This is a genomic window from Cryobacterium sp. MP_M3 (assembly GCF_015752155.1).
In the GTDB taxonomy this organism is placed as follows: Bacteria; Actinomycetota; Actinomycetes; order Actinomycetales; family Microbacteriaceae; genus Cryobacterium.
The window spans coordinates 28,348-55,178 of record NZ_JADOVI010000015.1; the positions used below are offsets into that span (position 1 = coordinate 28,348).

Annotated in this window: 25 protein-coding genes; 9 read left to right on the forward strand and 16 right to left on the reverse strand. The window is 69.6% G+C overall.

Annotated elements, in window-relative coordinates; genetic code table 11:
* The first annotated feature begins 81 nt into the window (after window positions 1–81).
* Window positions 82–1,071: a YeiH family protein gene (locus IWX89_RS15015; RefSeq protein ID WP_196904353.1), complete on the forward strand. Its 990-nt coding sequence runs from the start codon at window positions 82–84 to the stop codon at window positions 1,069–1,071.
* A gap of 41 nt (window positions 1,072–1,112) precedes the next feature.
* On the opposite strand, the gene IWX89_RS15020 is transcribed toward IWX89_RS15015, so the two are convergent.
* Window positions 1,113–2,288, reverse strand: coding sequence for an FAD-dependent oxidoreductase (locus IWX89_RS15020; protein ID WP_196904354.1), 1,176 nt, complete (start codon window positions 2,286–2,288; stop codon window positions 1,113–1,115).
* A 122-nt stretch (window positions 2,289–2,410) separates the two neighbouring features.
* On the opposite strand from IWX89_RS15020, the gene IWX89_RS15025 reads away from it, so the two are divergent.
* From IWX89_RS15025 to IWX89_RS15035, 3 genes are all read left to right on the forward strand, one after another.
* Window positions 2,411–3,031 (forward strand): CoA-binding protein, encoded by a 621-nt coding sequence (locus IWX89_RS15025; protein ID WP_196904355.1) that lies wholly within the window; start codon window positions 2,411–2,413, stop codon window positions 3,029–3,031.
* 63 nt (window positions 3,032–3,094) lie between these two features.
* Window positions 3,095–4,471 (forward strand): L-serine ammonia-lyase, encoded by a 1,377-nt coding sequence (locus IWX89_RS15030; RefSeq protein ID WP_196904356.1) that lies wholly within the window; start codon window positions 3,095–3,097, stop codon window positions 4,469–4,471.
* Between the two features lie 119 nt (window positions 4,472–4,590).
* Window positions 4,591–5,172 carry a LysM peptidoglycan-binding domain-containing protein gene (locus IWX89_RS15035; RefSeq protein ID WP_196904357.1) on the forward strand — a complete coding sequence of 194 codons (582 nt, stop codon included), beginning with the start codon at window positions 4,591–4,593 and terminating at the stop codon, window positions 5,170–5,172.
* 37 nt (window positions 5,173–5,209) lie between these two features.
* Here the strand turns inward: IWX89_RS15035 and IWX89_RS15040 are convergent, their stop codons facing one another.
* The gene (locus IWX89_RS15040; RefSeq protein ID WP_196904358.1) at window positions 5,210–6,259 is read right to left on the reverse strand and encodes a Gfo/Idh/MocA family oxidoreductase; all 1,050 of its coding nucleotides are present in this window, start codon (window positions 6,257–6,259) and stop codon (window positions 5,210–5,212) included.
* Between the two features lie 42 nt (window positions 6,260–6,301).
* Window positions 6,302–8,815: an RNA helicase gene (locus tag IWX89_RS15045; protein ID WP_196904359.1), complete on the reverse strand. Its 2,514-nt coding sequence runs from the start codon at window positions 8,813–8,815 to the stop codon at window positions 6,302–6,304.
* Between the two features lie 191 nt (window positions 8,816–9,006).
* Here IWX89_RS15045 and IWX89_RS15050 point away from each other — a divergent pair, with 191 nt between their 5' ends.
* A complete protein-coding gene (locus tag IWX89_RS15050) occupies window positions 9,007–10,575 on the forward strand; it encodes a molybdopterin-dependent oxidoreductase (protein WP_196904360.1) in 1,569 nt (522 codons plus the stop codon).
* 119 nt (window positions 10,576–10,694) lie between these two features.
* Window positions 10,695–11,087, forward strand: coding sequence for a TraR/DksA family transcriptional regulator (locus IWX89_RS15055; RefSeq protein ID WP_196904361.1), 393 nt, complete (start codon window positions 10,695–10,697; stop codon window positions 11,085–11,087).
* Between the two features lie 32 nt (window positions 11,088–11,119).
* Here IWX89_RS15055 and IWX89_RS15060 read toward each other — a convergent pair whose 3' ends face one another.
* Genes IWX89_RS15060 through IWX89_RS15075 form a run of 4 tightly spaced genes read right to left on the reverse strand, consistent with a single transcriptional unit; the run spans window position 11,120 to window position 16,465 of the window.
* Window positions 11,120–13,099 (reverse strand): ABC transporter ATP-binding protein, encoded by a 1,980-nt coding sequence (locus tag IWX89_RS15060; protein ID WP_196904362.1) that lies wholly within the window; start codon window positions 13,097–13,099, stop codon window positions 11,120–11,122.
* Window positions 13,096–14,829 carry an ABC transporter ATP-binding protein gene (locus tag IWX89_RS15065; protein WP_196904363.1) on the reverse strand — a complete coding sequence of 578 codons (1,734 nt, stop codon included), beginning with the start codon at window positions 14,827–14,829 and terminating at the stop codon, window positions 13,096–13,098. Before IWX89_RS15065 ends, IWX89_RS15060 begins: the two co-directional genes overlap by 4 nt.
* A gap of 9 nt (window positions 14,830–14,838) precedes the next feature.
* Window positions 14,839–15,459, reverse strand: coding sequence for a TetR/AcrR family transcriptional regulator (locus IWX89_RS15070; RefSeq protein WP_196904364.1), 621 nt, complete (start codon window positions 15,457–15,459; stop codon window positions 14,839–14,841).
* Window positions 15,460–15,502: 43 nt separating this feature from the next.
* Window positions 15,503–16,465, reverse strand: a complete 963-nt coding sequence (locus IWX89_RS15075; protein WP_196904365.1) for an aldo/keto reductase — start codon at window positions 16,463–16,465, stop codon at window positions 15,503–15,505.
* Between the two features lie 81 nt (window positions 16,466–16,546).
* Between IWX89_RS15075 and IWX89_RS15080 the strand changes: the two genes are divergently transcribed.
* The 3 genes from IWX89_RS15080 to IWX89_RS15090 all read left to right on the forward strand — a co-directional run bounded on the left by IWX89_RS15080 (window position 16,547) and on the right by IWX89_RS15090 (window position 18,903).
* The gene (locus IWX89_RS15080) at window positions 16,547–17,665 is read left to right on the forward strand and encodes a N(5)-(carboxyethyl)ornithine synthase (protein WP_196904366.1); all 1,119 of its coding nucleotides are present in this window, start codon (window positions 16,547–16,549) and stop codon (window positions 17,663–17,665) included.
* A 102-nt stretch (window positions 17,666–17,767) separates the two neighbouring features.
* A complete protein-coding gene (locus IWX89_RS15085) occupies window positions 17,768–18,328 on the forward strand; it encodes a methylated-DNA--[protein]-cysteine S-methyltransferase (RefSeq protein ID WP_196904367.1) in 561 nt (186 codons plus the stop codon).
* Window positions 18,325–18,903: a DNA-3-methyladenine glycosylase I gene (locus IWX89_RS15090; protein WP_196904368.1), complete on the forward strand. Its 579-nt coding sequence runs from the start codon at window positions 18,325–18,327 to the stop codon at window positions 18,901–18,903. The genes IWX89_RS15085 and IWX89_RS15090 overlap by 4 nt, the downstream gene beginning before the upstream one ends.
* A 36-nt stretch (window positions 18,904–18,939) precedes the next feature.
* Here the strand turns inward: IWX89_RS15090 and IWX89_RS15095 are convergent, their stop codons facing one another.
* The 9 genes from IWX89_RS15095 to atpE all read right to left on the reverse strand — a co-directional run bounded on the left by IWX89_RS15095 (window position 18,940) and on the right by atpE (window position 26,795).
* Window positions 18,940–19,911 carry a malate dehydrogenase gene (locus tag IWX89_RS15095; RefSeq protein WP_196904399.1) on the reverse strand — a complete coding sequence of 324 codons (972 nt, stop codon included), beginning with the start codon at window positions 19,909–19,911 and terminating at the stop codon, window positions 18,940–18,942.
* Between the two features lie 46 nt (window positions 19,912–19,957).
* Window positions 19,958–20,725 carry a YaaA family protein gene (locus tag IWX89_RS15100; RefSeq protein ID WP_196904369.1) on the reverse strand — a complete coding sequence of 256 codons (768 nt, stop codon included), beginning with the start codon at window positions 20,723–20,725 and terminating at the stop codon, window positions 19,958–19,960.
* Between the two features lie 4 nt (window positions 20,726–20,729).
* Window positions 20,730–20,993 carry a F0F1 ATP synthase subunit epsilon gene (locus IWX89_RS15105; RefSeq protein WP_196904370.1) on the reverse strand — a complete coding sequence of 88 codons (264 nt, stop codon included), beginning with the start codon at window positions 20,991–20,993 and terminating at the stop codon, window positions 20,730–20,732.
* Window positions 20,994–20,995: 2 nt separating this feature from the next.
* A complete protein-coding gene (gene atpD / locus IWX89_RS15110) occupies window positions 20,996–22,459 on the reverse strand; it encodes a F0F1 ATP synthase subunit beta (protein ID WP_196904371.1) in 1,464 nt (487 codons plus the stop codon).
* 18 nt (window positions 22,460–22,477) lie between these two features.
* Complete coding sequence (locus IWX89_RS15115; protein ID WP_196904372.1) at window positions 22,478–23,380, reverse strand: F0F1 ATP synthase subunit gamma; 903 nt, start codon at window positions 23,378–23,380, stop codon at window positions 22,478–22,480.
* A 78-nt stretch (window positions 23,381–23,458) separates the two neighbouring features.
* Window positions 23,459–25,096: a F0F1 ATP synthase subunit alpha gene (gene atpA, locus IWX89_RS15120; RefSeq protein WP_196904373.1), complete on the reverse strand. Its 1,638-nt coding sequence runs from the start codon at window positions 25,094–25,096 to the stop codon at window positions 23,459–23,461.
* An 87-nt stretch (window positions 25,097–25,183) separates the two neighbouring features.
* Window positions 25,184–25,981, reverse strand: coding sequence for a F0F1 ATP synthase subunit delta (locus tag IWX89_RS15125; RefSeq protein WP_196904374.1), 798 nt, complete (start codon window positions 25,979–25,981; stop codon window positions 25,184–25,186).
* Complete coding sequence (locus IWX89_RS15130; protein WP_134538035.1) at window positions 25,981–26,532, reverse strand: F0F1 ATP synthase subunit B; 552 nt, start codon at window positions 26,530–26,532, stop codon at window positions 25,981–25,983. Before IWX89_RS15130 ends, IWX89_RS15125 begins: the two co-directional genes overlap by 1 nt.
* Before the next feature lie 29 nt (window positions 26,533–26,561).
* Window positions 26,562–26,795 carry an ATP synthase F0 subunit C gene (atpE, locus tag IWX89_RS15135; RefSeq protein ID WP_134510799.1) on the reverse strand — a complete coding sequence of 78 codons (234 nt, stop codon included), beginning with the start codon at window positions 26,793–26,795 and terminating at the stop codon, window positions 26,562–26,564.
* Window positions 26,796–26,831: the final 36 nt, after the last annotated feature.

The following is a 26,831-nucleotide window of genomic DNA, read 5'->3' on the forward strand; positions in this document are numbered from 1 at the left end:
GGCGGTGCCGAGGATCAGCGGGCGGGGGCCGGGCACCAGGCCGGTTCCGGGCGGGCGGCCGGGCGGCGTAGGCTCGGAGAAATGTGGCTGCCGGGTGTGCTCGTCGCGGCCGCCGCCGCCGTCCTCGCCGGAATCATCCACGCGGTCCTACCCGGGTTCCCGCTGCTGACCGTCGCAGTCGTGCTCGGCATCGCGGCCGGCCAGCTGCCTGCCCTGCGCCCGGCCCTGGCCGGTGTACTGGCCCCGGGGCTCTCCGTCGCGGCCACCCGGATCATGCGGCTGGGCATCGTGCTGCTCGGGCTCAAACTCAGCCTGGTCGACATCCTCGGACTCGGCTGGCTGACGATCGCGACCACCGTCGCGATCGTGCTGCTCACCTTCTTCGGCACCCTCTGGCTCGGCCGGAGGCTCGGCCTGCCGGGCAACCAGCCGCTCCTGATCGCGACCGGGTTCTCGATCTGCGGCGCCTCCGCGATCGGGGCGATGAGCGGCGTGGTCAAGGCGAAGGATGAGGAGACCGCCACCCCGATCGCCCTGGTCACCCTGTGCGGAACCCTGGCCATCGCCGTGCTGCCGGTGCTGTGGCATCCGCTCGGCCTGACCGACCTGCAGTTCGGGCATTGGGTCGGTGCGGGCGTGCACGACGTGGGCCAGGTCGTCGCAACCGCCCAGGTGGCCGGCCCGGCCGCCCTCGCCGTGGCCGTCGTCGTGAAACTCACCCGGGTGCTCATGCTCGCTCCGATCGTGGCGACCGTGGCGGTGCGCGAGCGGCGCCGTGACGCGCGCGGCCCGGCGACGGATGCCCCGGACGCCCGGCCGCCGCTCCTGCCCTTGTTCGTGGCCGGCTTCCTCGCCGCGGTGCTGCTGCGCACGCTCGCGCCGCTCCCCGCCGGGCTGCTCGCCGGGGCGGACCTCCTGCAGACCTACCTGCTCGCGACCGCCCTCTTCGGCCTCGGTGCGGCGGTGGACCTCGGCACGATCCTCCGCACCGGCGGCCGCGCCCTCGCGGTCGGCCTGCTCTCCTGGACCCTGATCGCGGCCCTCGCCCTGGTCGCCGTGCACCTGGCCTGACCCCGGGCACTCTCGCGAGGCGCCAGCCGTGCGGAGCCGCGTCAGCGGCGCACGAGCCACCCTCCCGGGCCGGGGCCGGGCTCCCGGGAGAGAGCGAACAGGGGCGGGACTACGGCAGTGGCCGTGGCCAGGTCGGCGAGGATCCGGCCGACCGTCGGCGTGAATTTGAAACCGTGCCCGCTGAACCCCGCGCCGACGACGACCGGTCCGACCCGGTCGAGAACGAAGTCCTCGTCGACCGTGGTCGTGTAGGTGCAGCTGACCGGTTCGCAGGCGTCGGCGTCGGCGCCCGGGAGCCAGTCACGCACATAGCGCTGCAGGGCCGCGAGCTGCACCGGCTCCGGCCGGAAGCTGCGCGCGTCCGGGTCGGTGACCTCCCCAACGCCGTGCCAGCCCGCCTTGACGCCCTGGCCCGGCGTGTACATGCCGTAGACCGGCGAATACCAGTAGCCGTAGCGGGCATCGGCCGGGTCGAAGGCGTGGTTGAAGCCGGGCCACCCGGTCTCGGCGGCGGTCGCGGCATCCGTCGACCGGTCACGCAGGGCGAAGTGCGCCGGCTGCTCCTGGGTGACCCGGAGCCGCGGCACCGGGAGCACTCCGCCCAGCAGCGAACTCGTCCAGGCGCCGACGGTCACGACGGCACGCCGTGCCTCGATCGCGCCGGCCTCGGTGGTCACCCGCACCCGGTCGTCCCCGAGTACCTCGAGGCGCAGCACCCGGGTCTCATGCCGAATGTCGGCGCCGGCACCGGCCGCGGCGGCCTGCAGGGCGGTCACCGCGGCATCCGCGTTCAGCCGGCCGGCGTCGGGGGTGTGCAGCACCCTGCCGTCGAAACGGATGCCCGGCCACCGCTCCGCCGCGGCCTCCGCCGAGAGGAACCCGGCTCCGAGCCCCGCACCGGTCAGCGCCTTGGCCACGGCGTCGAAGTCGCGGTTCGGCCCGTGATGGACGACACCGACCTGCTCCAGCAGCCGGGATCCGGTCGTGGCTTCCAGCTCGCGCCAGAGCGGCAGCGCCTCGGCCAGCATCGCCACGTAGGTCGGGTCGGAGTAGGCGGTGTTGAAGTTGCGGGAGGCGCCGTGGGACGCTCCGTTGATGTGCCCGGGCGTGAACCGTTCGAGCAGCGTCACCGGGCGGCCCCGCCTGGCCAGTTGCCACGCGGTCGCCGACCCCATCGCCCCGCCGCCGACGACAACCGTGTCCACTGTCTCCACCATTCCCTCATCCTGTCAGCCGCGCGGCCGGGATGGGAATGGGCGACCCGGGCTCGGGCGTTGCAGGTGATGACACGGCACATCGGCGAGCGCCGTCCGGTCCGGCCGGCACGAGGAGGAACACCATGACCCAGAGCCCAGTCCCAGCCCGGGACAGCGCGGTCCCAGCCCAGAGCACGGACCCAGCCCGGAGCACGCCGGCAGGGAACGCACGCGCGAGCACCCCCGTGGACACGCGGGACGCCGCCAATTGCGGCCTGCCGGCCGACTCGCCCCTCGCGAAGCTGCTCGCGGACCAGCGCACCTGGCCCGAACCCGGCGACGACACCGTGCGCCGAATCCTGCGGGGCGCATCCTCGATCGCGATCGTCGGGGCGTCCCCGCGGCCCGACCGGCCGAGCCACGGGGTCGGCGCGTACCTGCAGGGCACCGGCGCCTACCGGGTCTATTTCGTCAACCCGCGGGCCGACGTCATCCTCGGCGAGAAGGCCTACCCCGACCTGGCGTCGCTGCCGGAGGTCCCCGACATCGTCGACGTCTTCCGGCGCGCCGACGACGTCCCGCCGGTCGTCGACGAGGCCATCGCGGTCGGCGCGTCCACCGTCTGGCTGCAGCTGGGCGTCTGGAACGAGGCCGCCGCCGAAACCGCCGAGGCCGCGGGCCTCACCGTCGTGATGGACCGCTGCATCAAGATCGAGCATGCCCGGCTCCTCGGCGACACGCGAGAGGCGCCCGAAGCCGGTTGACGCCCGGCGCCGTTCCCGCCACCGCTTCCCGCCGAAGCCCGACCCGCGCCGTACGATGGTCGGATGACAGCGTACGTCTCGGCTCTCGACCTCTTCTCCATCGGGATCGGTCCATCCAGCTCCCACACGGTCGGCCCGATGCGGGCCGCGCTCACCTTCGCCACCCACCTGACCGAGACCGGCGGGCTGGGCGACGTCGCCCGGATCAGCTGCTCGCTCTACGGGTCGCTCGGCTCCACCGGCCTCGGCCACGGCACGCCCGACGCGATCCTGGCCGGCCTCGCGGGGCTCGAGCCGGAAAGCTGCGACCCCGAGGCGGTCCGCCACGCCTGGTCGGGCCTCGCCGAGGGTGCCACGCTCCTCCTCGCCGGCAGCCACCCCATCCCGGTCCGGCGCGACGACATCAGCTTCGAACCGCGCACCCGGCTGCCCGGCCACCCGAACGCGCTCACCCTGCGGGCGTGGGGCGAGACGGATGCCGCGCCCCTCTTCGAGGAGACCTGGTATTCGATCGGCGGCGGCTTCATCCGTCGCGACGGCGACCAGCCGCAGGTGCGCACGCTCGCCACCGCCCCCATGCCGTACGCGTCCAGCGGCGAGCTCCTGGCGCTCTGCGACCTGCACGACGTCTCCATCTGCGAGGTCGCCCGCGCCAACGAGGAGGCCATCCACGGCCCCGATCGCCTCAACGCGGGCCTCGACGCGATCTGGGACGCCATGCACGTGTGCGTGGAGGCCGGACTGGTCGCCACCGGCATCCTGCCCGGCGGTCTCAAGGTCAAACGGCGGGCCGCGGCCGTTCGCATGCAGCTGGAGGAATACGAGAGCCAGCCGGTGCGTGAACGCGACACGTCGACGGAGTGGCTGCACGCCTTCGCCCTGGCCGTGAACGAGGAGAACGCCTCCGGCGGGCGGGTCGTGACGGCCCCGACCAACGGCGCCGCCGGCATCATCCCCGCGGTCGGGCACTACTACCTCCGGTTCGTGCCGGGGGCGAACGCCGCCGGCATCCGTCGCTACCTGCTCACCGCGGTCGCGATCGGCTCCCTCGTCAAGGCGAACGCCTCCATCTCGGGGGCGGAGGGCGGCTGCCAGGCCGAGGTCGGCTCCGCGTGCGCCATGGCCGCCGGCGCCCTCTGCGCCGTGCTCGGCGGCACCCCCCGCCAGGTCGAGAACGCGGCCGAGATCGCCATGGAACACCACCTGGGGCTCACCTGCGACCCGGTCGGCGGGCTCGTGCAGGTGCCCTGCATCGAGCGGAACGCGATCGCTTCGTCGACCGCCGTCTCCGCGGCCCGGCTCGCCCTGCACGGCGACGGCACCCACCTCGTCTCCCTCGACACCGTGATCGAGACCATGCGCCAGACCGGCCTGGACATGATGACCAAGTACAAGGAGACCAGCGAGGGCGGCCTCGCCGTCAACGTGATCGAATGCTGAGCGACTGAGAGCAGCCTTCAGCAGCCCGCCTCGGCGGCCGAGTCAGCCGCTGCCGACCCGGACGGCCTAAACTGGCCGGACGCCGGCTGGGACGCCGGCCTCTTTCCGGGGGGATGAACATGGGCACCATCACGCTGTTGCAGGGCAGGCACAACAGGAACGACAGGCACGACCACGACGGCCGCGTCCGGCCGGGCCGGTCGCAGCCCAGGCCGGGCACCGCGGCCCAACGGCTCGGCCGGGTTGCGCTGGCCGGCCTCGCCGTCGCGGTTCTCCTCCCGGCCCTCGCCGGGTGCTCCACTCCCCCTGCGCCCGTCGTCACCGCCACGGTGCTCGTCACGCCGACGCCGACCCCGACACCCACTCCCACGCCGACGCCCACGGTTCCGGAGGTGATCATCCCCAACCCGCCGGCACCGGAGACGACCCCGAACGCCGAGGCCGGGCCGGCCGTGCCGCTCCCGGACGGGCCGGCGGTCGACCAGGGTGCCACGGCGGGCGCGCGCGGCGCCCCGGCCACGGATGCCGCGGGCAACCTGAGCACGTACACGGTCGTCGAGGGCGACGACTTCTTCGCCATCGCCCAGCGCTTCGACCTGCCGGTGCAGCAGCTGCTGCGGATGAACCCGTCAGTCTCAGGCCTGGGCGAGAACATCTACATCAGGAACATCATCAATCTCGACTGGACCGCCAAGCGCTGACGCCCGGGCGGGGCGCCCGCGTCCCGCACGTGAGCACCTAGTGCGTGAGCAGGTTGATCCGCTCGATGATGCTGATCACCCTGAGCGATTCCTCGGGGTCCACCGGCAGCGGCGCTCCCCGGAGCAGGGCATCCGCCAGCCCGGTGTAGAACGACACGTAACTGCCCCGCTCGGCGGGCACCGGGGCGAGGGCGCCGTCGATCCCGAGCACTCCCCAGGTCGACTCGTCGTCGACGCCGAAGCCGGGATCGGTCGGCCGCGCGCCGGCCTTGAGCGCCTCCTCCTGGCCGTCGAGGCCCCACTTGGTGTAGCCGGATTCCGAGCCGAGCACGTGGAACCGCGGGCCGGCCTGCGCCGCGATCCCGTTCATCCAGAGGTGGGAACGCACCCCTGAGCCGTGGTGCAGGGCTACGAAGGTGTCGTCGTCCGCGGTTCCGCCCGGGCGCCGGGTGAGGGTTTCGGCGTAGATGTCGTCGACCGGGCCGAACAGCACCAGGGCCTGGTCGATCAGGTGCGCGCCGAGGTCGAACAATACGCCGCCACCCTCCTTGATCGTCGCCTCTGCCTTCCAGGATTTCGACTGTTCGGGCTTCCACCATTCGAACCGGGACTCGAACCGGCGCACCGTGCCGAGCTTCCCGGCGGCGAGCAGGGACTTCAGGGTGAGGAAGTCCCCATCCCAGCGCCGGTTCTGGAACACGGTCAGCGGGAGGCCCAGCCGGTTGGCCTTCTCGATCAGCGCCCGGCCGTCCCTGCTCGTCACCGCGAAGGGCTTGTCGACCACGACGGCCAGCCCGGCGTCGAGGGCCGCGTGCGCGAGCGACACATGGGTCGCCGACGGCGAACCGATCACGACCAGGTCGAGGTTCGATGCCTCCGCGAAGAGGTCGTCGGGGCCGTCCACCAGCCGGGTCCGGGGATAGCGCTCCCCGGCCAGTTCGCGCCGGGCCGGGTCCTTCGTCACGATCAGGTCGAGGGAGAACTCGGGGTTCGCCTCGATGAACGGGCTGTGGAAGAGCCGGCCGGAAGTGCCGAAACCGATCAGGCCGGTGCGGATCGGGGCGTCAGAAACGTGGGTCGTTGACATGCCCCCACCGTACTCCGGTGCTACCGGATGCCGGAGGGCGTCCTAGAGCCGGTTGACCCCGGTGACCCGAAGCACGGCCGCGCCGAGTTCGTCGGAGGCGGCCAGGTCGATCGTGGCGCTGATGCCCCAGTCGTGGTCGCCGGCCGGGTCGTCGAAGATCTGCCGGGCGGTCCATTCGGTGGCGCCCTCGTCGAGGATCAGCAGGCCCGCCCCGCGCGCATTCGCCCCGGCGAGCAGCTCGTCGTGCTCGGCGAAGTAGCCGTCCATGGCGTCGGCCCAGGCATCCGCGGTGAACCCGTGTTCGCGGTCGAGTTCGCCGAGCTCGTCGTAGTGCTCGAGCGCCGCCAGCTGCACCCTGCGGAAGAGCTCATTGCGCACCAGGATCCGGAAGGCCCGGGTGTTCGTCGTCAGGCGGCGCGGGGCCGGCGGCAGCACCGAATGGGCCCCGGCCTCGTGCACGGCGAGGTCGGGGTGGATGAGTTCCTCCCACTCGTCGAGCAGGCTCGAGTCGACCTGGCGAACGAGCTCGCCGAGCCATTCGATCAGGTCGAGCAGGTCCTCGGTCTTCGCCTCGTCCGGGATGGTCTGCCGGGCGGCCCGGTAGGCGTCCGACAGGTAGCGCAGCACGACGCCCTCGCTGCGGGCGAGCTTGTAGAAGGCGATGAACTCGCCGAACGACATCGCCCGCTCGTACATGTCGCGCACGACCGTCTTCGGGCGCAGGGCGAAGTCCGCGATCCACGGCTGCGATTCCTTGTAGGTGTCGAACGTGTAGGTGAGCAGTTCCTCGAGCGGCTTGGGCCAGGTGATCTCCTCGAGCAGCGCCATCCGCTCGTCGTATTCGATCCCCTCCCGCTTCATCGCGTTCACGGCTTCACCGCGCGCGGCGAACTGCTGGCCCATCAGCACCGGGCGCGGGTCGTCGAGGGTCGCCTCGACGATCGAGATCATGTCCAGCGCATAGCCGGGGTCTTCCACGTCGAGCAGGTCGAACGCGGCGAGCGCGAACGGGGACAACGGCTGGTTGAGCGCGAAGTTCGGCTGCAGGTCGACGGTGAGGCGGATGTCCGTGCGCCCGGTCCGCGGGTCGACGTTCTGCTCCACGATTCCCGCCGCGCGCAGCGTCTTGTAGATCCCCAGCGCCCGCCGGGCGTGCGCGAGCTGGCGCTTCCACGGCTCGTGGTTGTCGAAGACCAGAGAGTGGACATGGGCGTACGCGTCGCCGCCGCGCCCGATCACGTTGATCAGCATCGCCGCGGTCATCTGCATGCTCGACTGCATGGTCTCCGGCTCGGCCGCGACGAGGCGATGGAACGACGGCTCGCCCCAGGAGACGAAGCCCTCCGGCGCCTTCTTGCGGATGATCTTGCGCTTCTTCTTCGGGTCGTCGCCGGCCTTCAGGGTCGCCTTGAGGTTGTCGGTCTCGTGGTCGGGCGCCTGCACGGCCACCGTGCCGGCGGTGTCGTAGCCGGCCCGGCCGGCCCGCCCGGCGATCTGGTGGAATTCGCGGGCATTCAGCTGGCGCATCTTGACGCCGTCGTACTTGGTGAGCGCGGTGAACAGCACCGTGCGGATCGGCACGTTGATGCCGACGCCGAGCGTGTCGGTGCCGCAGATCACCCGGAGCAGGCCGCGCTGGGCGAGCTGTTCGACGAGCCGGCGGTACTTGGGCAGCATCCCGGCATGGTGCACGCCGATGCCCATCCGGATCAGCCGGGACAGGGTCTTGCCGAAGCTGGTGGTGAAGCGGAACTCACCGATCAGCTCGGCGATCGCCTCCTTCTGCTCCTTGGTGGCCACCTTCACGCTGCTCAGCGCCTGCGCGCGTTCCAGGGCGGCCGCCTGCGCGAAGTGGACGATGTAGACCGGAGCCTGCCCGGTCTTGAGCAGGTCTTCCACGGTCTCGTGCACGGGCGTGGTCTCGTAGAAGTAGTGCAGCGGCACGGGCCGCTCCACACCGGTGACGACCGCGGTGGGCCGACCGGTGCGCCGGGAGAGGTCGGCGGCGATGAACGCGACGTCGCCCAGGGTGGCCGACATCAGGATGAACTGCACCCGCGGCAGCAGCAGGAGGGGCACCTGCCAGGCCCAGCCGCGGTCGGGGTCGCCGTAGAAATGGAATTCGTCCATGACGACCTGGTCCACCTGGGTGTCCTCGCCGCTGCGCAGCGCGAGGTTCGCGAGGATCTCCGCCGTGCAGCAGATGATCGGGGCGTCGGAGTTCACCGAGGAGTCGCCGGTCATCATGCCCACGTTCTCGGCGCCGAAGATCTCGACGAGGGCGAAGAACTTCTCACTGACGAGCGCCTTGATCGGGGCGGTGTAGAAGGTGCGCTTGCCCGCGGACAGGGCGGCGAAGTGCGCGCCGACGGCGACCAGCGACTTGCCGGTGCCGGTGGGGGTGCTCAGGATGAGGTTCGCCCCCGACACGATCTCGATCACGGCCTCTTCCTGGGCCTGGTAGAGCGTCAGGCCCTGCTCCCCTGCCCAGAGTTCGAACGCCTCGAACAGGATGTCCGGGTCGGTGACGTGCGGGAGCGCGGTGAGAGTAGCCATGATCCTTCGATCCTGCCCTATTCCACTGGGCGTCCGCTCCGGCCTGAGCCGCGGCAGGCCCGGCGCCGGCCCGGCCTGCGCGCGGGGAGACATCCGCTGCGCTGCCGATCGCGGCCGGCCGGCCGAAAGCCGCAGCGAATCGTAAGGACTTCCCCGGCGCGCCCCGGCACCCTCGAACCTATGCTGAACGGATGGCCAGCCCCGACGAACCTCTCCGTTCCCGCAGCGGCACGCGCCTGTCCGCACTGTGGCGCCCCGCCGCGGCCGGTGTCGCCGCGGCGCTGGCCGGGCTGGGCGCGGCCGAGCTTGTCGCCGCGTTCCTCGCCCCGGCGGGCAGCCCGATCCTGGCCGTCGGTGCCCTCGTGATCGATCTCGTCCCTGGCTGGGTCAAGGAGCTGGTCATCGGCCTGTTCGGCACGGGCGACAAGGCGGTGCTGATCGTCTGCGTCGCCCTGGGGGCGTTCGTGCTGGCCGCCGTCGCCGGTGTGCTCGAGTCCCGTCGCCCGCCGTTCGGCCGGGCGCTCGTCGTCGCGGCGGGCGCACTCGCGGTGGTCGCGGTGCTGACCCGGTCCGGCTCCGCCACCTTCGACGCCCTGCCCTCGGTCAGTGCGATGGTGGTCGCGGCGGTGCTGCTCACGGTGCTCACCACCCGTCTGCCGCGCACCATCGACCCGGACTCGGGCTCCTCCGGCGTCGGCCGCAGGGCGTTCCTGGCCTGGACCGGCGGGAGCGCCGGACTCGGCCTCCTGGCCGTGATCGGCGGACAGCTGGTGTCGGCGGGCACCCGGGCCACGGATGCCGCCCGCGCCCGGTTCACCCTGCCGGCCCCGGCCGGAGCCCCGGCATCCATCCCGGCGGGAGCCGACCTCGGGACCGAGGGCCTCTCCCCCGTGATCACGCCGAACCTCGGCTTCTACCGGATCGACACGGCGCTGCAGGTCCCCCGGATCGACCCGGCCGCCTGGACGCTGAAGGTCACCGGGATGGTCGAGAACGAGGTCGAGCTGACCTTCGCGGAGCTCCTCGCCCTGCCGCTGGAGGAGAGCACGACGACGCTCACCTGTGTGTCCAACCCCGTCGGCGGTGACCTGATCGGCAACGCCACCTGGCTGGGCTATCCGATCCGGCTGCTGCTCGCCCGGGCGAAACCGCAGGCCGGCGCCGACATGGTGCTCTCGCGCAGCGAGGATGGCTGGACCGCGAGCACCCCGCTGGAGGTCCTCACCGATGACCGCAACGCGATCCTCGCCGTCGGCATGAACGGCGTGCCGCTCCCCCTCGAGCACGGCTATCCGGTGCGGATGGTCGTGCCGGGCCTCTACGGCTACGTCTCGGCCACCAAATGGGTGGTCGAGCTGAACGTCACCCGGTTCGACCGGGAGACCGCCTACTGGACCAGCCGCGGCTGGACCGAACGCGGCCCGGTGAAACTGTCCTCCAGGATCGACGTACCCCGCGCGGGCACCCGCGCACCGGCCGGACCGGTCACGGTCGCCGGCGTCGCCTGGTCGCAGCACGTGGGCATCCGTTCGGTGCAGGTGCAGGTCGACGACGGCCCCTGGAACGACGCGGCCCTGGCCGACGCGATCTCCGCCGACACCTGGCGCCAGTGGAGCTGGCAGTGGGCCGCCCCCACCGGCCGGCACACCATCCGGGTGCGGGCGACCGACGCCGCCGGGCTGGTGCAGACCTCGGTCGTGCGCGATGTCATCCCCGACGGGGCCACGGGACTGCACCAGGTGCCGGTGACGATCGGCTGATTTGTCCACGGGCCTCCACCTGACCCGCGACAGGGCGGCCGGCCGGGCGTATCCTCAACAGCACAATCCTCGCGACGCGGCATTTCCGCCCCTGCAGCGAGCCGCTCGAAAGGACAGCCATGCGCACCCAGACGAAGCTCTCCCCCGCTGACCTGCGGCACTTCGAGGGTCTGCTGCTGGAGGAGCGCCGCGACCTTGACGTCGCCCTCGGCCGGATCACCCACACCCTCGACGATGTGATCGAAGCCCGGAACAACGGCACCGCCGACGACGAGCACGATCCCGAGGGTCCGACGCTCACGATGGAGTGGTCGCGGATCTCCGGCGTGCACAGCGAGTTCGAGGCGAAGGCGGCCACGATCGACCGGGCGCTCGCCCGGATCAGCGACGGCAGTTACGGACTGTGCGTGCGGGGAGGCGAGCCCATCGGGCGGGCCAGGCTCGAGGCCCGGCCCGCCGCCGAGTTGTGCATCGACTGCGCCCGTGACGCGGAGGCGCGCCTGCGGGCCTGACCGCCGACCCGTTCGCCACTACCTCGGCCCGTCTACACCTCGTCGGCGACCGGGGCCGCGAACTGCGCGTTGTAGAGCGCGTGGTAGGCGCCACCGGCTGCGAGCAGTTCCGCGTGCGTGCCCAGCTCGACGATCCGGCCGGCCTCCATCACGAGGATGAGGTCAGCGTCGCGGATCGTCGACAGGCGGTGTGCGATGACGAAACTGGTGCGGTCGGCGCGGAGGGCGCTCATGGCCTTCTGCACGAGCACCTCGGTGCGGGTATCGACGGAGCTGGTCGCCTCGTCCAGGATGAGCACGCTCGGCTTGGCCAGGAACGCCCGGGCGATCGTGAGCAGCTGCTTCTCGCCCGCGCTGACGTTGCCGCCCTCGTCGTCGAGCACCGTGTCGTAGCCCTCCGGCAACGAGTGCACGAACCGGTCGACGTAGGTCGCCCGTGCGGCGGCCTGGATGTCCTCCTCCGAGGCATCCGGTCGCCCGTAGGCGATGTTCTCCCGGATGGTGCCGCCGAACAGCCAGGTGTCCTGCAACACCATGCCCATCCGACCGCGCAGGTCGTCGCGGGTCATCGTCGCCACGTCGACGCCGTCGAGGGTGATCCGGCCGGAATCCAGCTCATAGAAGCGCATCATCAGGTTGACCAGGGTGGTCTTGCCCGCGCCGGTCGGCCCGACGATCGCGACCGTCTGGCCCGGTTCCGCGACCAGGCTGATGTGCTCGATCAGGGGCTTGTCGGCGGTGTAGCGGAACGACACGTCCTCGAAGGCGAGCCGGCCGTGCACGGTGGCCGGGGTCTCGGCCGGTTCCGGGTCGGGGCTCTGCTCCTCTGCGTCGAGCAGGTCGAAGACGCGCTCGGCGGATGCGACGCCGGACTGGAGCAGGTTGGCCATCGACCCGAGCTGGGCGAGCGGCTGGGTGAACTGGCGGGAGTACTGGATGAAGGCCTGCACATCGCCGAGCTGCATCGCGCCGGACGCCACCTGGAGCCCGCCGACGACGGCGATGCCGACGTAGACGAGGTTGCCGATGAACGTCATCGCCGGCATGATCATGCCGCTGATGAACTGGGCGCCGAAGCTGGCCTGGTAGAGTTCCTCGTTCTTGACCCTGAAGCGTTCTTCGACCTCCTTCTGGCGGCCGAAGACCTTGACCAGGGCGTGCCCGGTGAAGGTCTCCTCGATCTGGCCGTTGAGCTCGCCGGTGTTCTTCCACTGCCCCACGAAGAGTTTCTGCGAGCGCTTGGCGATGAGCATCGTGGTCACCAGGGTGAGCGGCACCGTGACCAGGGCGATCACGGCCAGCAGCGGCGAGAGCAGGAACATCATCACGATGACCCCGATCACGGTCAGCAGGGAGGTGACGATCTGGCTGAGGGACTGCTGCAGGCTCTGCGACACGTTGTCGACGTCGTTGGTGACCCGGCTGAGCAGTTCGCCGCGCTGAACGGAGTCGAAGTAGCGCAGTGGCAGGCGGTTGATCTTGGCCTCGATCTCGTCCCGCAGGCGGAACACCGTGCGCTGCACGACCCCGTTGAGCACATAGGCCTGGATCCAGCTGAACGCGGACGACAGCACATAGAGGATCATCGCCCAGAGCAGCACGGCGGACAGCGCGGCGAAGTCGATGCCGAGCCCCGGGGTGAGCGTCATGCCGCTGAGCATGTCCGCCTTGGCCGTGTCCCCCGCCGCGCGGAGGCCGGCGATGACGTCGGCCTGGCTGACGCCGGCGGGGAGCGCCTTGGACACGATGCCGGAGAAGATGAGGTTCGTGCCCTGGCCGAGCAGCCGCGGGCCGATCACCGAGAAGGTGACGCTGACCACGGCGAGCACCAGCACGAGCAGGAGCCAGAGCCGTTCGGGCCTCAGCTTGCCGATCAGCCGTCGGGCCGAGGGCCCGAAGTTCATCGCCTTCTCGGCGGGGGCGCTCATGCCGCCGAACGGGCCGTGCCCGCCACCGGGTCCGCGGGCCGGCGGCCGGTCCGCGGCGGGCCGTTCCCTGGTTGCCTCGCTCATGCTGCTTCCTCCGCTGTGAGCTGTGATGACACGATTTCCTGGTAGGTCCTGCTGCTGTCGAGCAGCTCCTGGTGGGTGCCCGCGCCGACGATGCGGCCGTCTTCGAGCACGAGGATCTGGTCGGCGTCGATGATGGTCGACACGCGCTGCGCGACGATGATCATCGTCGCCCCGTCGGTGCCGGTCTTGAGGGCGGCGCGCAGCCGGGCATCCGTTGCCAGGTCGAGGGAGGAGAACGAGTCGTCGAAGATGTAGATCTCCGGGCGTTTGACCAGGGCGCGCGCGATCGCGAGTCGCTGTCGCTGGCCGCCGGACACGTTGGTGCCGCCCTGTGCGATCGGGGAGTCGAGTCCGTCCGGCATCTCCGAGACGAAGTCCTTCGCCTGGGCGATGGTGAGCGCCCGCCAGAGTTCCTCCTCGGTGGCGTCGGGCTTGCCGTATTCCAGGTTGCTGCGCACGGTGCCGGAGAACAGGTACGGTTTCTGCGGCACGAGGCCGATGTGCCCCCAGAGCAGGTCGGGGTTAAGCTCGCGCACGTCGACGCCGTCGACGAGCACCGAGCCGCTCGTGGCGTCGAAGAGCCGCGGCAGCAGGTTGACCAGGGTGGTCTTGCCGGAGCCGGTGCTGCCGATGATCGCGGTGGTCTGGCCGGAGCGGGCCAGGAAGCTCACATTGCGCAGCACCGGCTGCTCGGCTCCCGGGTAGGCGAAGCCCACGTCGAGCAGGGCGAGTTCACCGTGGCCGACGGTCGCGTTCACCGGGTTGGCCGGGGGAACCACGCTCGAGGCTGTGCTGAGCACCTCGCTGATCCGGTCGGCGGAGACGGTCGCCCGCGGAATCATCACGGCCATGAAAGTGGCCATCATCACGGCCATCAGGATCTGCATCAGGTAGGACAGGAAGGCGATCAGGGTGCCGACCTGCATCGAACCGTCCTGGATCCGGAACGCCCCGAACCAGATCACGGCCACGCTGGAGACGTTGAGCACGAGCATCACGATCGGGAACATGAGCGCCATCAGCCGGCCGGCGCGCAGCGCGTAGTCCGTGACGTCCTCGTTGGCCACGGCGAAGCGGGCCTGCTCGCGGTCCTCGCGCACGAACGCGCGGATGACCCGGATGCCGGTGAGCTGTTCGCGCAGCACCCGGTTGATGGTGTCGATCTTCGTCTGCATCACCCGGAACAGGGGCACCATCCGCACGATGATCAGGCCGACGGCGATCAGGAGCACGGGCACGCTCACCGCGATCAGCCAGGAGAGTTGCACGTCCTGGCGGATCGCCATGATCACCCCGCCGATGGAGAGGATGGGCGCGGAGACCATCAGGGTGGAGGTCATCAGCACGAGCATCTGCACCTGCTGCACATCGTTGGTGGAGCGGGTGATCAGCGACGGGGCACCGAACCGGGTGACCTCCTGCTCGGAGTACTCGCCGACCCGGGAGAAGACGGCTCCGCGCAGGTCACGCCCGAGCGCCATCGCCGCCTTCGCGCCGAAGTAGACCGCGATGATCGAGCACACGATCTGGGCGAAGGTGATCAGCAGCATCATCCCGCCGACGCGGAGGATGTAGCCGGTGTCGCCCTTGGCGACCCCCTCGTCGATGATGTCGGCGTTGAGGGTGGGCAGGTAGAGCGACGCGATCGACTGCGCCAGCTGGAAGACGACGACCGCCGCCAGCAGGCGGCGGTACGGCCGCAGGTATTTCACGAGCAGTTTCCACAACATCGGGCTCTCCTAGGGGGCGTGGTGCGGGGTCGTGGTGGAGTGGTGCTGGACGGGCGCGCCCATGATGCCGTGCAGGATCAGGGCGGTGATCTCCGCGTCGTCGAAGTCGGGGCCGTCGCGGATCTGGGGCACGGATGCCGCGAGCGTCACCATCCGGACGATCTGGCCGACCCGTTCGGCCGGAACCCGGAACCGCTCGAGGTCGTCGGCGAGGATGCCGGCCAGGATCCCGGCGAATTCGCCGGCCACGTGGTGCCCCTTCTCGTGCCCGGGCGGGGGACCGTGCCGGCCGAGCGCGGTCATCAGGGTGAACAGCGTCGTGAACCGGGCGCGCATCACGGCGACGATCGCCCGGAGCCGGTCCTCGAGCGGCAGGAGCGGGTCGATCGCCCGCAACTGCCGCCGGAACGGCTCGGGGTCGAGGTGGCGGGCGACGGCGGCCTGGATCAGCTCGTCCTTGCTGCCGAAGGCGCGGAAGATGGTGCCCTCGGCGATCCCTGCGCAGTCCGCGATCTGCCGGGTGGTGACGGCCTGCCCGTGCTCGAGCAGGAGCGGCGTGACGGCGTCGATCAGCATGGCCTGGCGGTCCTCGACGGACAGCGCTTTCGCTCGTGCGGGTTTGACGACCATGCCCTCGATCTTAGATGAGTGAGCGCTCACTCACAAGGTTGGATCAGGCGAAAAGGTCGGAGATCCAGGAGACCTCGGCCGCGCTGGGCTGCCAGGCGGTCGCGGCATCCGCGTTCTGCTCGATCTGCTCCGGCCTGGTGGCGCCCGCGATGACGCTGCTCAGCCCGGGCTGGGCGAGCAGCCAGGCCAGGGTGGCCGCGAGCATGGTCACGTCCCTCTCGTCACACCAGTCCCGGTAGGCCTCGATCAGGTCCCACGGGGCGTCGTCGACCAGGTGACGCCGGATCATCATGATCCGGCTGTCGGCCGGGCCCCCGTCGCGGGAGAACTTGCCGGTGAGCAGCCCGTTGTAGAGCGGGAAGAACGGCAGGAACCCCAAGCCGTACGCGTTGACGGCCGGCAGCACCTCGTCCTCCGCGTCACGCACCAGGAGGCTGTATTCGTTCTGGGCGGAGATGAACCGCGGATGCTGCGCGAGCCGGGCCGTGAACTCGGCCTCGGCGATCTGCCAGCCGGCCAGGTTGGAGTGGCCGATGTAGCGCACCTTGCCCTCGACGATCAGGTCGTCGAGGGTGTCGAGGGTCTCCTCGATCGGCGTATTCGGGTCGGGCTGGTGCAGCTGATACAGGTCGATCCAGTCCGTCTGCAGGCGCCGCAGCGACCCCTCCACGGCGCGGCGGATGTAGCGGCGGGAGCCCCTGGCGTTCCAGTCCGGCCCGTTCTGGCCGTTCATGTCCATCCCGAACTTGGTGGCGAGCACGATCTTGTCCCGGTTGCCGCGCAGGGCGTGGCCCATCAGGGTCTCGCTGAGGCCCCGCTCGGCACCGTAGATGTCGGCCGTGTCGAACAGGGTGACGCCCGCCGCGATGGCGGCATCGACCACCGCGGTGGTGCCGGCCTGCCCGGCCGTGGCGGTTCCGGCCCGGCCGAAGTTGTTGCAGCCGAGGCCGATCGTGGACACCATTAGTCCGGACTTTCCGAGGGAGCGGTACTCGATCTCTGCCATCACCCCAGACTAGGGCCGCACGCCTGTGCTAAACAGGAAACAATCAAAGGGGTGCCAGTGAGTCCACTCACGCTCGGAGTAATGTCTCGTTCCGGCAAGCCAAACGAGCGCCGGCTGCCCCTGCACCCGCAGCACCTGGAGCGGATCGATCCTGCCGTGCGCCGGCAGATCTTCCTCGAGGCCGGCTACGGCGAGCTGTTCGGCGTGTCCGACGCCCACCTCGCGCCGCTGGTGGGCGGCCTGCGCACCCGGGACGAGCTCATCCGGGACTGCGACGTCATCCTCCTGGCCAAGCCGCTGCTGCGCGATGTCGCCGAGCTGCGCGACGGGCAGGTGCTCTGGGGCTGGCCGCACTGCGTGCAGGATGCCGCGCTCACCCAGCTGGCCATCGACAAGCGGCTGACCCTGATCGCGTTCGAGGCGATGAACCACTGGACCGGCGGCGGCGACTTCCACCTGCACGTGCTGCACAAGAACAACGAGCTGGCCGGCTACTCCTCCGTGCTGCACGCCCTGGCGCTGACCGGGTCGACCGGCGACTACGGCCGCCGGCTCCGGGCCGCGGTGATCGGCTTCGGCGCAACGGCCCGGGGCGCGGTGACGGCGCTGAACGCCCTCGGCGTCTACGACGTGACCGTGCTGACCAGTCGCGACGTCACTGCGGTCAGTTCCCCGATCCACTCCGCGCAGATCGTGCAGCTCGAACACGGCTCGGGCCCGCACGAGAACTCAGCCCTGCCCGATGGCGCCCGGGTTCCCCTGCCGCAGTACCTCGCCGGCTACGACATCATCGTCAACTGCGTGCTCCAGGACCCGAACGCCCCGCTCGTCTTCCTGACCGACGACGACCTGCCGCTGCTCATGCCCGGCTCCCTGATCATCGACGTCTCCTGCGACTCCGGCATGGGCTTCTCCTGGGCGAAGCCCACGTCGTTCGACCACCCGACCTTCCCGGTCGGTGACAACGTGACCTACTACGCCGTCGACCACAGTCCCTCCTACCTGTGGAACTCCGCCACCTGGGAGATCAGCGAGGCACTGCTCCCCTACCTCCCGGAACTCCTCGGCGGTGCCGCGGCCTGGGACGCGAACGAGACCCTGCGGCGGGCGATCGAGATCCGCGAGGGGGTCATCCAGAACCCCGACATCCTGGCCTTCCAGCGGCGTTCCGGTGACTACCCGCATCCGCTCCTGGACTGACCACCCGGCGACGGCCATCCCTCCCCAGGCCCGGCCCGGGCGCGTTCCCGCCGTGTCCGAAACCCGCCAGAACAGGTCGGCGGCGCCGACTACAGTCGAGACATGACCAGCATCGCACCCTCGTTGATTCGTCTCCCCAGCCCGATCGGCTGGCTCGAACTCACCGGCGATTCCGAGAGCATCCTCTCGCTCTCGATCGAACGCGCCGGCCACCTTCCGCTCGAGCAGTCGCCGGAGTCACCGTCACCGCTGCTCGAGCGCGCGGCGACCGAGCTCGCGGAGTATTTCGCCGGCACCCGCACCGGCTTCGACCTTCCGATTCGCCTCACCGGCGGCACCGCCTTCCAGCGGAGTGTGTGGCAGGGACTGGCCAGGCTCGGGTTCGGCGAGGTCATCTCCTACGGCGAGCTGGGTGCGTCGATCGGGCGGCCGGGCTCCGGCCGGGCCATCGGCGGCGCAGTCGGCGCCAATCCGGTGCCGATCCTGATCGGCTGCCACCGGGTGCTCGCCTCCAACGGGCGGATCACGGGCTACAGCGGCGGCAACGGCATCCCGACAAAGGCGTGGCTGCTCGACCATGAGGGCATCCCGCATGTGGGAGCCGGGCCCGTGGGAGCCGGGACCCCGGGAACCGTCGCCCTCGCCTCGGAGACCGACGCATGACCGCTCCCACGCCCGCCGTCGTCGACGACGGGCTCCCCCGGTGCGGCTGGGCCGGTTCCGACCCGGAGTACCGCCGGTACCACGACGAGGAGTGGGGCCGCCCGCTCCGGGACGACCGGCTCCTGTTCGAGAAGCTCTGCCTGGAGGGTTTCCAGGCGGGCCTGTCCTGGCTCACCATCCTGCGGCGACGCCCGGCCTTCCGCGCCGCCTTCTTCGACTTCGACGTCGACCGGGTCGCCGCGATGGACGAAGCGGATGTCGCCCGACTCGTCACCGACGCCGGCATCATCCGCCATCGGGGCAAAATCGAGGCGACCATCGGGAACGCCAGGGTCACCCGTGACCTCGGCGAGAGCCTCGCCACGCTGATCTGGAGTTTCGCGCCCGCGCCCCGCACCGAGAGGTTGTCCGGGCTCGGCGACATCCCCGCGGTCACACCGGAGTCCACGGCGCTCAGCCGGGAACTGCGCGCCCGCGGCTACCGCTTCGTCGGGCCGACCACCGTCTACGCCCTCATGCAGTCCGCCGGCCTGGTCGACGACCACGTCATCGGCTGCCACCGCGCCGCCGGCTGATCCCCCGGCGGTGGTCCGTCGAGCACCGGCCCTCGGTCAGGGCAGCAGTCCGAGCGCCCGCACGTGTTCGCGCTCCTCGATCAGTTCGGCGACGGACGCGTCGATCCGGGCCCGGGCGAACTCGTTGATCGACAGCCCCTGCACGATCTCCCAGCGGCCGTCGACGGCGCGCACGGGGAATGAGGAGAACAGCCCGGCGGGAACGCCGTAGGAACCGTCGGAGACAATCGCGGCCGAGGTCCACTGGTCGCCCGTGCCGTTCACCCAGTCGTAGACGTGGTCGAGGGCGGCGCTCGCGGCGCTGGCCGCCGACGACGCCCCACGGGCCTTGATGATCTCGTAGCCGCGACCCGCGACCCGCGGGATGAACTCGTCCACCAGCCAGGCCAGGTCGACGAGGTCCCTGACCGGTGTACCGGCCACGGTCGCATGGTTGACGTCCGGGTACTGCAGGGCGGAGTGGTTGCCCCAGACGCTCAGCCCGCGGATCTGGTCGACATGCACGCCCAGTTTCACCGCGAGTTGCGCGACCCCGCGGTTGTGGTCGAGCCGGGTCATCGCGGTGAACCGCTCGGCCGGGATGTCGGGAGCGAACGCGCTCGCGACGAGCGCGTTCGTGTTGGCGGGGTTGCCGACGACGAGCACCCGCACGTCGGCGGCCGCGCCGGCGTTCAAGGCTGTCCCCTGCGGGCCGAAGATGCGCCCGTTGCTCTCGAGCAGGCCGACCCGTTCCATCCCGACGGCCCGCGGCCGGGAGCCGACCAGCAGGGCGATGTTGACCCCGTCGAATGCCCGCACGGGGTCGGCGGTGACGGTGACGGCGCGCAGCAATGGGAAGGCGCAGTCCTGCAACTCGAGGGCGGTGCCCTCCGCTGCGGCGAGCCCCTCGGGGATCTCCAGCATGGTCAGGTTGACCGGAGTCGTCGGCCCGAGCAACTGTCCGGACGCGATGCGGAAGAGCAGGGCATAGCCGATCTGGCCGGCTGCGCCGGTGACGGTGACGTTCATCGCTGGTGTGGGCACGATGCCAGCCTATGGCCGGATGGCGCCTCCGTCAGCCCTGGGACGCGCCGATCAGCTGGTCGACGACCAGGTCGAGTTCCCCGGCCGCGCCGGGACGCAGCGTGAAGCCCGCCGACTCGGCCCAGTCGAGCAGCGCCGACACGCTGTCGAACGACTCCGATTGCTCGATCAGGGCGCGGCTGAACGCGCCCTTCGCGGTCTTGTTGAAGTGGTTGAGCGCCCGGGTGCGGCCGTCGGATGCCTGGGTGACGACCCGCAGGTAGAGCGAGTCCGACCGCACCGGGGCCGGGCCGAGGGCCGCGTACCCGGCCGAGCGGAGGTCGAGCAGGAGCCCGTCACCGCGCAGCGCCTTCCCGACCGGCCCGCTCCAGTGATTCTTCAGGGAGAGCTCCGGCAGCCGGGAATCGTGCGACAACCGGTAGGCGGGGATCAGGTCGAGGGCGCCGACCGGGCCGAACAGTGCGGACTGCACCCGCACATGCTCCCCAGCCCAGGCCCGCGCGGACGGGGTCAGGGTCGCGGAGTCCAGGGCGTCGTAGAGCACGCCGGTGTACCGGTCGAGCACCGGCATCGTCGCCGACGTCGCGAGGGTGCGGTTGCGACCGACCTCCGCCGCCTGGGTGCGGCCGAGCTTGAGGGCGGCCATCATGGCATCCGGATGCTTCGCCAGACCCACCAGCGCACGCACAAGTACCCGCCGGCTGGAGTGCAGCGACGGGTACATGAGGGTGCGCAGGTCAAGCGGTGCGCCGGTGCCGCCGAGACGCTTGGTCTCGGACGGCGGCAGCAGGACTAGCAATCGGTTAGACGAGCCCCGCCTTGCGGGCGACGATGGTGACCACATTGTTGGCCACCGAGAGGAAGCCGTCCGCCGCCTGGGCGACGATCTTCTTCCCATCGGGCAGGGTCAGGCGGACCTCGCCGCTGGCCAGGATGGCCAGCATCGGCTCGTGGCCGGCGAGGATGCCGATCTCACCCTCCACGGTGCGGGCAACGACCATGGTTGCCTCGCCGGACCAGACTTCCTGGTCCGCCGAGACGACGCTGACGTTGAGGGCCGCAGCCATGGTTAGTCGTTCTCCTTCTGGATCTTCGCCCACTTCTCTTCGACGTCGGCGATGCCGCCGACGTTGAAGAAGGCCTGCTCGGCCACGTGGTCGAAGTCACCGTTGGCGATGGCGGTGAAGGATTCGATGGTGTCCTTGAGCGGAACGGTCGAACCCTCGACGCCGGTGAACTTCTTCGCCATGTAGGTGTTCTGCGAGAGGAACTGCTGGATCCGGCGGGCACGGGAAACCGTGACCTTGTCCTCCTCGGAGAGTTCGTCAACACCGAGGATCGCGATGATCTCCTGGAGTTCCTTGTTCTTCTGCAGGATCGCCTTGACGCGCACGGCCGTGTTGTAGTGGTCGGCGCCCAGGTAGCGGGGGTCGAGGATGCGGCTGGTCGAGGTGAGCGGGTCGACGGCCGGGTAGAGGCCCTTCGACGCGATCTCGCGGGACAGCTCAGTCGTCGCGTCGAGGTGGGCGAACGTGGTCGCCGGGGCCGGGTCGGTGTAGTCGTCGGCGGGCACGTAGATGGCCTGGAGCGAGGTGATCGAGTGGCCACGGGTCGAGGTGATGCGTTCCTGGAGGATGCCCATCTCGTCGGCCAGGGTCGGCTGGTAGCCCACGGCGCTCGGCATCCGGCCGAGAAGCGTCGACACCTCGGAGCCGGCCTGGGTGAAGCGGAAGATGTTGTCGATGAAGAGCAACACGTCCTGCTTGGCGACGTCACGGAAATACTCCGCCATCGTCAGCGCGGAGAGCGCGACGCGCAGACGCGTTCCCGGCGGCTCGTCCATCTGGCCGAAGACGAGGGCCGTCTTGTCGAAGACGCCCGCCTCTTCCATCTCGTGGATGAGGTCGTTGCCCTCACGGGTGCGCTCGCCGACACCGGCGAACACGGACACTCCACCGTGGTCCTGCGCGACGCGCTGGATCATTTCCTGGATCAGCACGGTCTTGCCGACGCCGGCTCCACCGAAGAGTCCGATCTTGCCGCCGAGGACGTACGGGGTGAGCAGGTCGATGACCTTGATGCCGGTTTCGAACAGCTGGGTCTTGGACTCGAGCTGGTCGAAGGGCGGCGGCTTGCGGTGGATGGGCCAGCGCTCGGTGATCTCGATCTTCTCACCGGGCTCGGCGTTGAGCACCTCGCCGATGGCGTTGAAGACGCGACCCTTGGTGACGTCTCCGACGGGCACGGTGATGGGTGAGCCGGTGTCCCGGACCTCCTGGCCGCGGACGAGGCCGTCGGTGGGGTTCAGCGCGATGGCGCGGACGAGGTCGTCACCGAGGTGCAGGGCAACTTCGAGCGTGATCACGGTGGAGACATCGCCGATGACGATGGTGGTCTTCAGCGCGTTGTACATGCCCGGGATCGAGTCGTGCGGGAACTCGATGTCGACGACCGGGCCCGTGACGCGGGCGATCCGGCCTATGGCGACGGTCTCAACCGGTGCGTGGACTGGCGCGGTTGCGGTGTCAGTCATTGCTCTCTCTTCTCTGGGTTAGTTCTTGGCGGATGAGAGCGCTTCGGCTCCACCCACGATCTCGGAAATCTGCGAGGTGATCTCGGTCTGCCTGGCGTTGTTCGACAACCGGGTGAAGTCCTTGATGAGCTTGTCCGCGTTGTCGGAGGCCGACTGCATGGCCTTCTGGCGCGAGGCGTGCTCCGCCGCGGCGGACTGAAGCATGGCGTTGAAGATGCGGCTCTCGATGTAGACGGGAAGCAGCGCGTCGAGCACCGTTTCCACGTCGGGTTCGAACTCGTACAGCGGCAGGACCTGGCCTTCGCTGGGTTCCTCCACACCTTCGACGACCTCGAGCGGCAACAGGCGGACGACTTCTGGCACCTGGGTGACCATGCTCACGAACCGGTTGTAGACCACGTGGATCTCATCGACGCCGCCGTCGTCGGCGTCCCTGAGGAACGCTTCCAGCAGTGCGTCGCTGATCTCCTTGGCCGTCTCGAACTGAGGCTGGTCGGTGGAACCGGTCCAGACCCGTTCCGACGGGCGGCGGCGGAAGTTGAAATAGGCCGAAGCCTTGCGCCCGACCAGGAAGTAGACGACATCCTTGCCCTGGGCCAGCAGGAGCTGGGTCAGGGACTCGGCTTCGCGCAGGGCCTGAGAGCTGAACGCCCCGGCAAGTCCGCGGTCGGACGCGAAGATGACCACCGCGGCCCGTTCGATTTTTTCCGGCTCGGTGGTGAGCACGTGCGCGACGTTGGTGTACGTTGCGACGGCCGATACCGCCTGGGTGATCGATCGGGCGAACGGGGTGGACGCCGCGACTCGCGCCTTGGCCTTCTGGATGCGCGAGGCCGAGATCAACTCCATGGCCCGAGTGATCTTCTTGGTCGTCTGGGCAGCCTTGATCTTCTGCCGGTAGACCCGAAGTTGCGCTCCCATGTGTCTCCTGTGCTTCCTTGTCTGTGGGTGAATGTGCCGGTGCGGCCGTTCGTGGGGCCCCGGAGGGCCCCAGTCTGCTTAGCGCCGGTGCTTCACGATCTTTTCCTGGTTGACGTCTTCGGCGGCAATCGCCTCGAACTCTTCCTTGCCGACCGAGGCGAGCGGCTTGCCCTCGCCGGTCTGGAATTCGCGCTTGAACTTGTCGACCTCGAGCTCGAGGGTCGCGACGGTGGCGTCGTCGAGCACGTTCGTCTCGCGCAGCGTCTTCAGGACGTCGGTGCTGCGACCGAGGTGGTCGAGCAGGCCGCGTTCGAACCGGAGCACGTCTTCGACCGGGACCTCGTCGAACTTACCCTTCGTTCCGGCCCAGATCGAGACGACCTGGTCTTCGACCGGGTACGGCGAGTACTGCGGCTGCTTGAGCAGTTCGGTCAGGCGGGCGCCGCGCGCGAGCTGGCGACGACTTGTCGCGTCCAGGTCCGACGCGAACATCGCGAAGGCCTCGAGCGAACGGTACTGCGCCAGTTCGAGCTTCAGCGTTCCGGAGACCTTCTTGATCGACTTGACCTGGGCGTCGCCGCCGACCCGCGACACCGAGATGCCCACGTCGACGGCGGGGCGCTGGTTGGCGTTGAAGAGGTCGGACTGGAGGAAGATTTGGCCGTCGGTGATCGAGATCACGTTGGTCGGGATGTACGCCGAGACGTCGTTCGCCTTGGTCTCGATGATCGGCAGACCGGTCATCGATCCGGCGCCGAGCGCGTCGGACAGCTTGGCGCAACGCTCGAGCAGGCGGGAGTGCAGGTAGAACACGTCGCCGGGGTACGCTTCGCGTCCCGGCGGGCGGCGCAGCAGCAGCGACACGGCTCGGTAGGCCTCGGCCTGCTTGGACAGGTCGTCGAAGACCACGAGCACGTGCTTGCCCTGGTACATCCAGTGCTGGCCGATGGCCGAGCCGGTGTACGGGGCGAGGTACTTGAAGCCGGCCGGGTCGGAGGCCGGGGACGCGACGATCGTCGTGAACTCCATGACTCCGGCGTCCTCGAGCGCGCCCTTGACGGCGGCGATCGTGGAACCCTTCTGACCGATGGCGACATAGATGCAGCGAACCTGCTTGTTCACGTCGCCGGAAGCCCAGTTGGCCTTCTGGTTGATGATCGTGTCGATCGCGATGGCGGTCTTGCCCGTCTGGCGGTCCCCGATGATCAGCTGTCGCTGGCCGCGGCCGATCGGGATCATCGCGTCGATGGCCTTGATGCCCGTCTGCATCGGCTCGTGCACGCTCTTGCGGTCCATGACCCCGGGAGCCTGCAGTTCGAGCGCGCGGCGGCCTTCCGACGCGATCGGGCCGAGGCCGTCGATCGGGGCGCCGAGCGGGTCGACGACGCGACCGAGGTAACCGTCACCGATCGGAACGGAGAGCACCTCACCAGTGCGGTGCACCTCCATGCCTTCGACGATTCCGGCGAACTCGCCGAGAACGACGACGCCGATCTCGTCTTCGTCGAGGTTCAGGGCGAGGCCCAGGGTGCCGTCGGCGAACTTGATGAGCTCGTTCGCCATCACGCTGGGAAGACCCTCGACGTGGGCGATCCCGTCGCCGGCCGTGGTGACGTAGCCAACCTCGTTCGTGGCGGTCTTGCTCGGCTCGTAGGACTTGACGAAGTCCTGGAGAGCGTCGCGGATCTCATCGGGGCTGATCGTTAGTTCTGCCATCATCTTCCCTTTCCCGTACGGGGTGTACAGGTTCTGTCTGAAACGAAACGTTGCCGCTTCGAGGTTTTCGTTCCGGTTGACCGTAGGTCAGCCGGCAAGCTGGAGTCTCAAATCCTTGAGGCGGGTGGCGATGCTGCCATCGATGACATCGTCGCCGATCTGCACGCGCACCCCGCCGACGAGCGACGGGTCCACGACCAGGTTGATCGTGAGCTTGCGCCCGTAACGCGTGGACAGGTTGGTGCGCAGCCGGTCGAGCTGGGCCGGCGCCAGCGAAGTCGCCGACGTGACGGTCGCGATCGAGGCGCCCGACTGGTCGGCCACCACGGATGCCGCGTACCGGAGCAACTCGCCGATCCGGCGTCCGCGCGGCTGCTGCACGAGGTGCCGCACGATCACGAGGGTCTGGTCGGTCACCTTGCCGGTGAGGATGGAGTCGACGAGCCCGACCTTGGCACGCGGCGCGCCGAGCTTGCTCGCGAGAGCCAGCTCGAGTTCCGCGTTCGCGGCGACGGTCGCACCGAACGAGAAGAGTTCGGCCTCGACCACTCCGGCGACGGCGGCCGAGGATGCGGCGCACCGCAGGCCCAGGTCTTCGATCCCGGCGAGCAGGTCAGTGTGACTGGACCAGCGCGCCGCGGTCACGGCTTGCAGCAGGTCGAGTGCGAAAGGCGTGACCGCGGGGCCGAACACCTGGGCGACGAGGGCCGCCTTGGGTGCGGCATCCGCTGCCAGGTCGACGAGCGCCGACAGGAGCTGCGAGGACTCTCCGATGACGCGGCCCGCGTTCAACAGGCTTTCCCCGGTCGCCAGATCGGCCGTGCCGCCGTGGGCGGCCAGTGCCGCTCGCGACGAGGCCAAAGCTTCTCTGGTGGCGCTTCCCATTACTTAGCTGCTTTCTCCGAGGCCTCAAGGTCGGCCAGGAAACGGTCGACAATGGCGCTGGCCTTCGCGTCGTCGGTCAGGCTCTCGCCGATGACACCCGACGCGAGGTCGATGGCCAGGGTACCGACTTCGGAACGCAGGGACACGACGGCCGCCTGACGCTCTGCTTCGATCTGGACCTTGGCGCTCGCGGTGACGCGGGCGGCTTCGGCAACGGCCTGTTCGCGGTGCTCTGCGACGATCTTCTGGCCGTCCGCACGGGCGACCTCACGGATCTTGCCGGCCTCGGCGCGAGCGTCGGCAAGCTGGGCCGTGTACTGCTCGAGAGCGGCTTCAGCCTTTCGCTGCGCGTCGTCTGCCTTGGCGATGTTGCCTTCGATGGCTTCGGCGCGCTCGTCGAGGAGTTTCTGCATCCTCGGAAGAACGAGCTTCCAGAAGAAGAACAGAATCACGACGAAGATCAGACCGGACCAGATTATGTCGTAGAGCTCCGGGAGAAGCGGGTTGCGCGTCTCGGTCTCCGCTGCAGCTGCAATCACTGCGTTAAACATCGTGCCTCCTGACTAGAGAGAAAAGAGGACTAAACGAAGATGAAGTAGGTCGCGATACCGATGAAGGCGAGCGCCTCGGTGAAAGCGATACCGATGTACATCAGGACCTGGAGCTGGCCGGCCAGTTCGGGCTGACGAGCAACGCCCTCGATGGTCTTGCCGACGACGATGCCGACGCCGATTGCCGGGCCGATGGCCGCGAGGCCATAACCGACGGTCGCGATGTTTCCGTTGATTGCCGCGAGAACGGATGTTGCGTCCACGTATGTTTCCTTCCGTAGTGCCAAAAACAGCGAGTG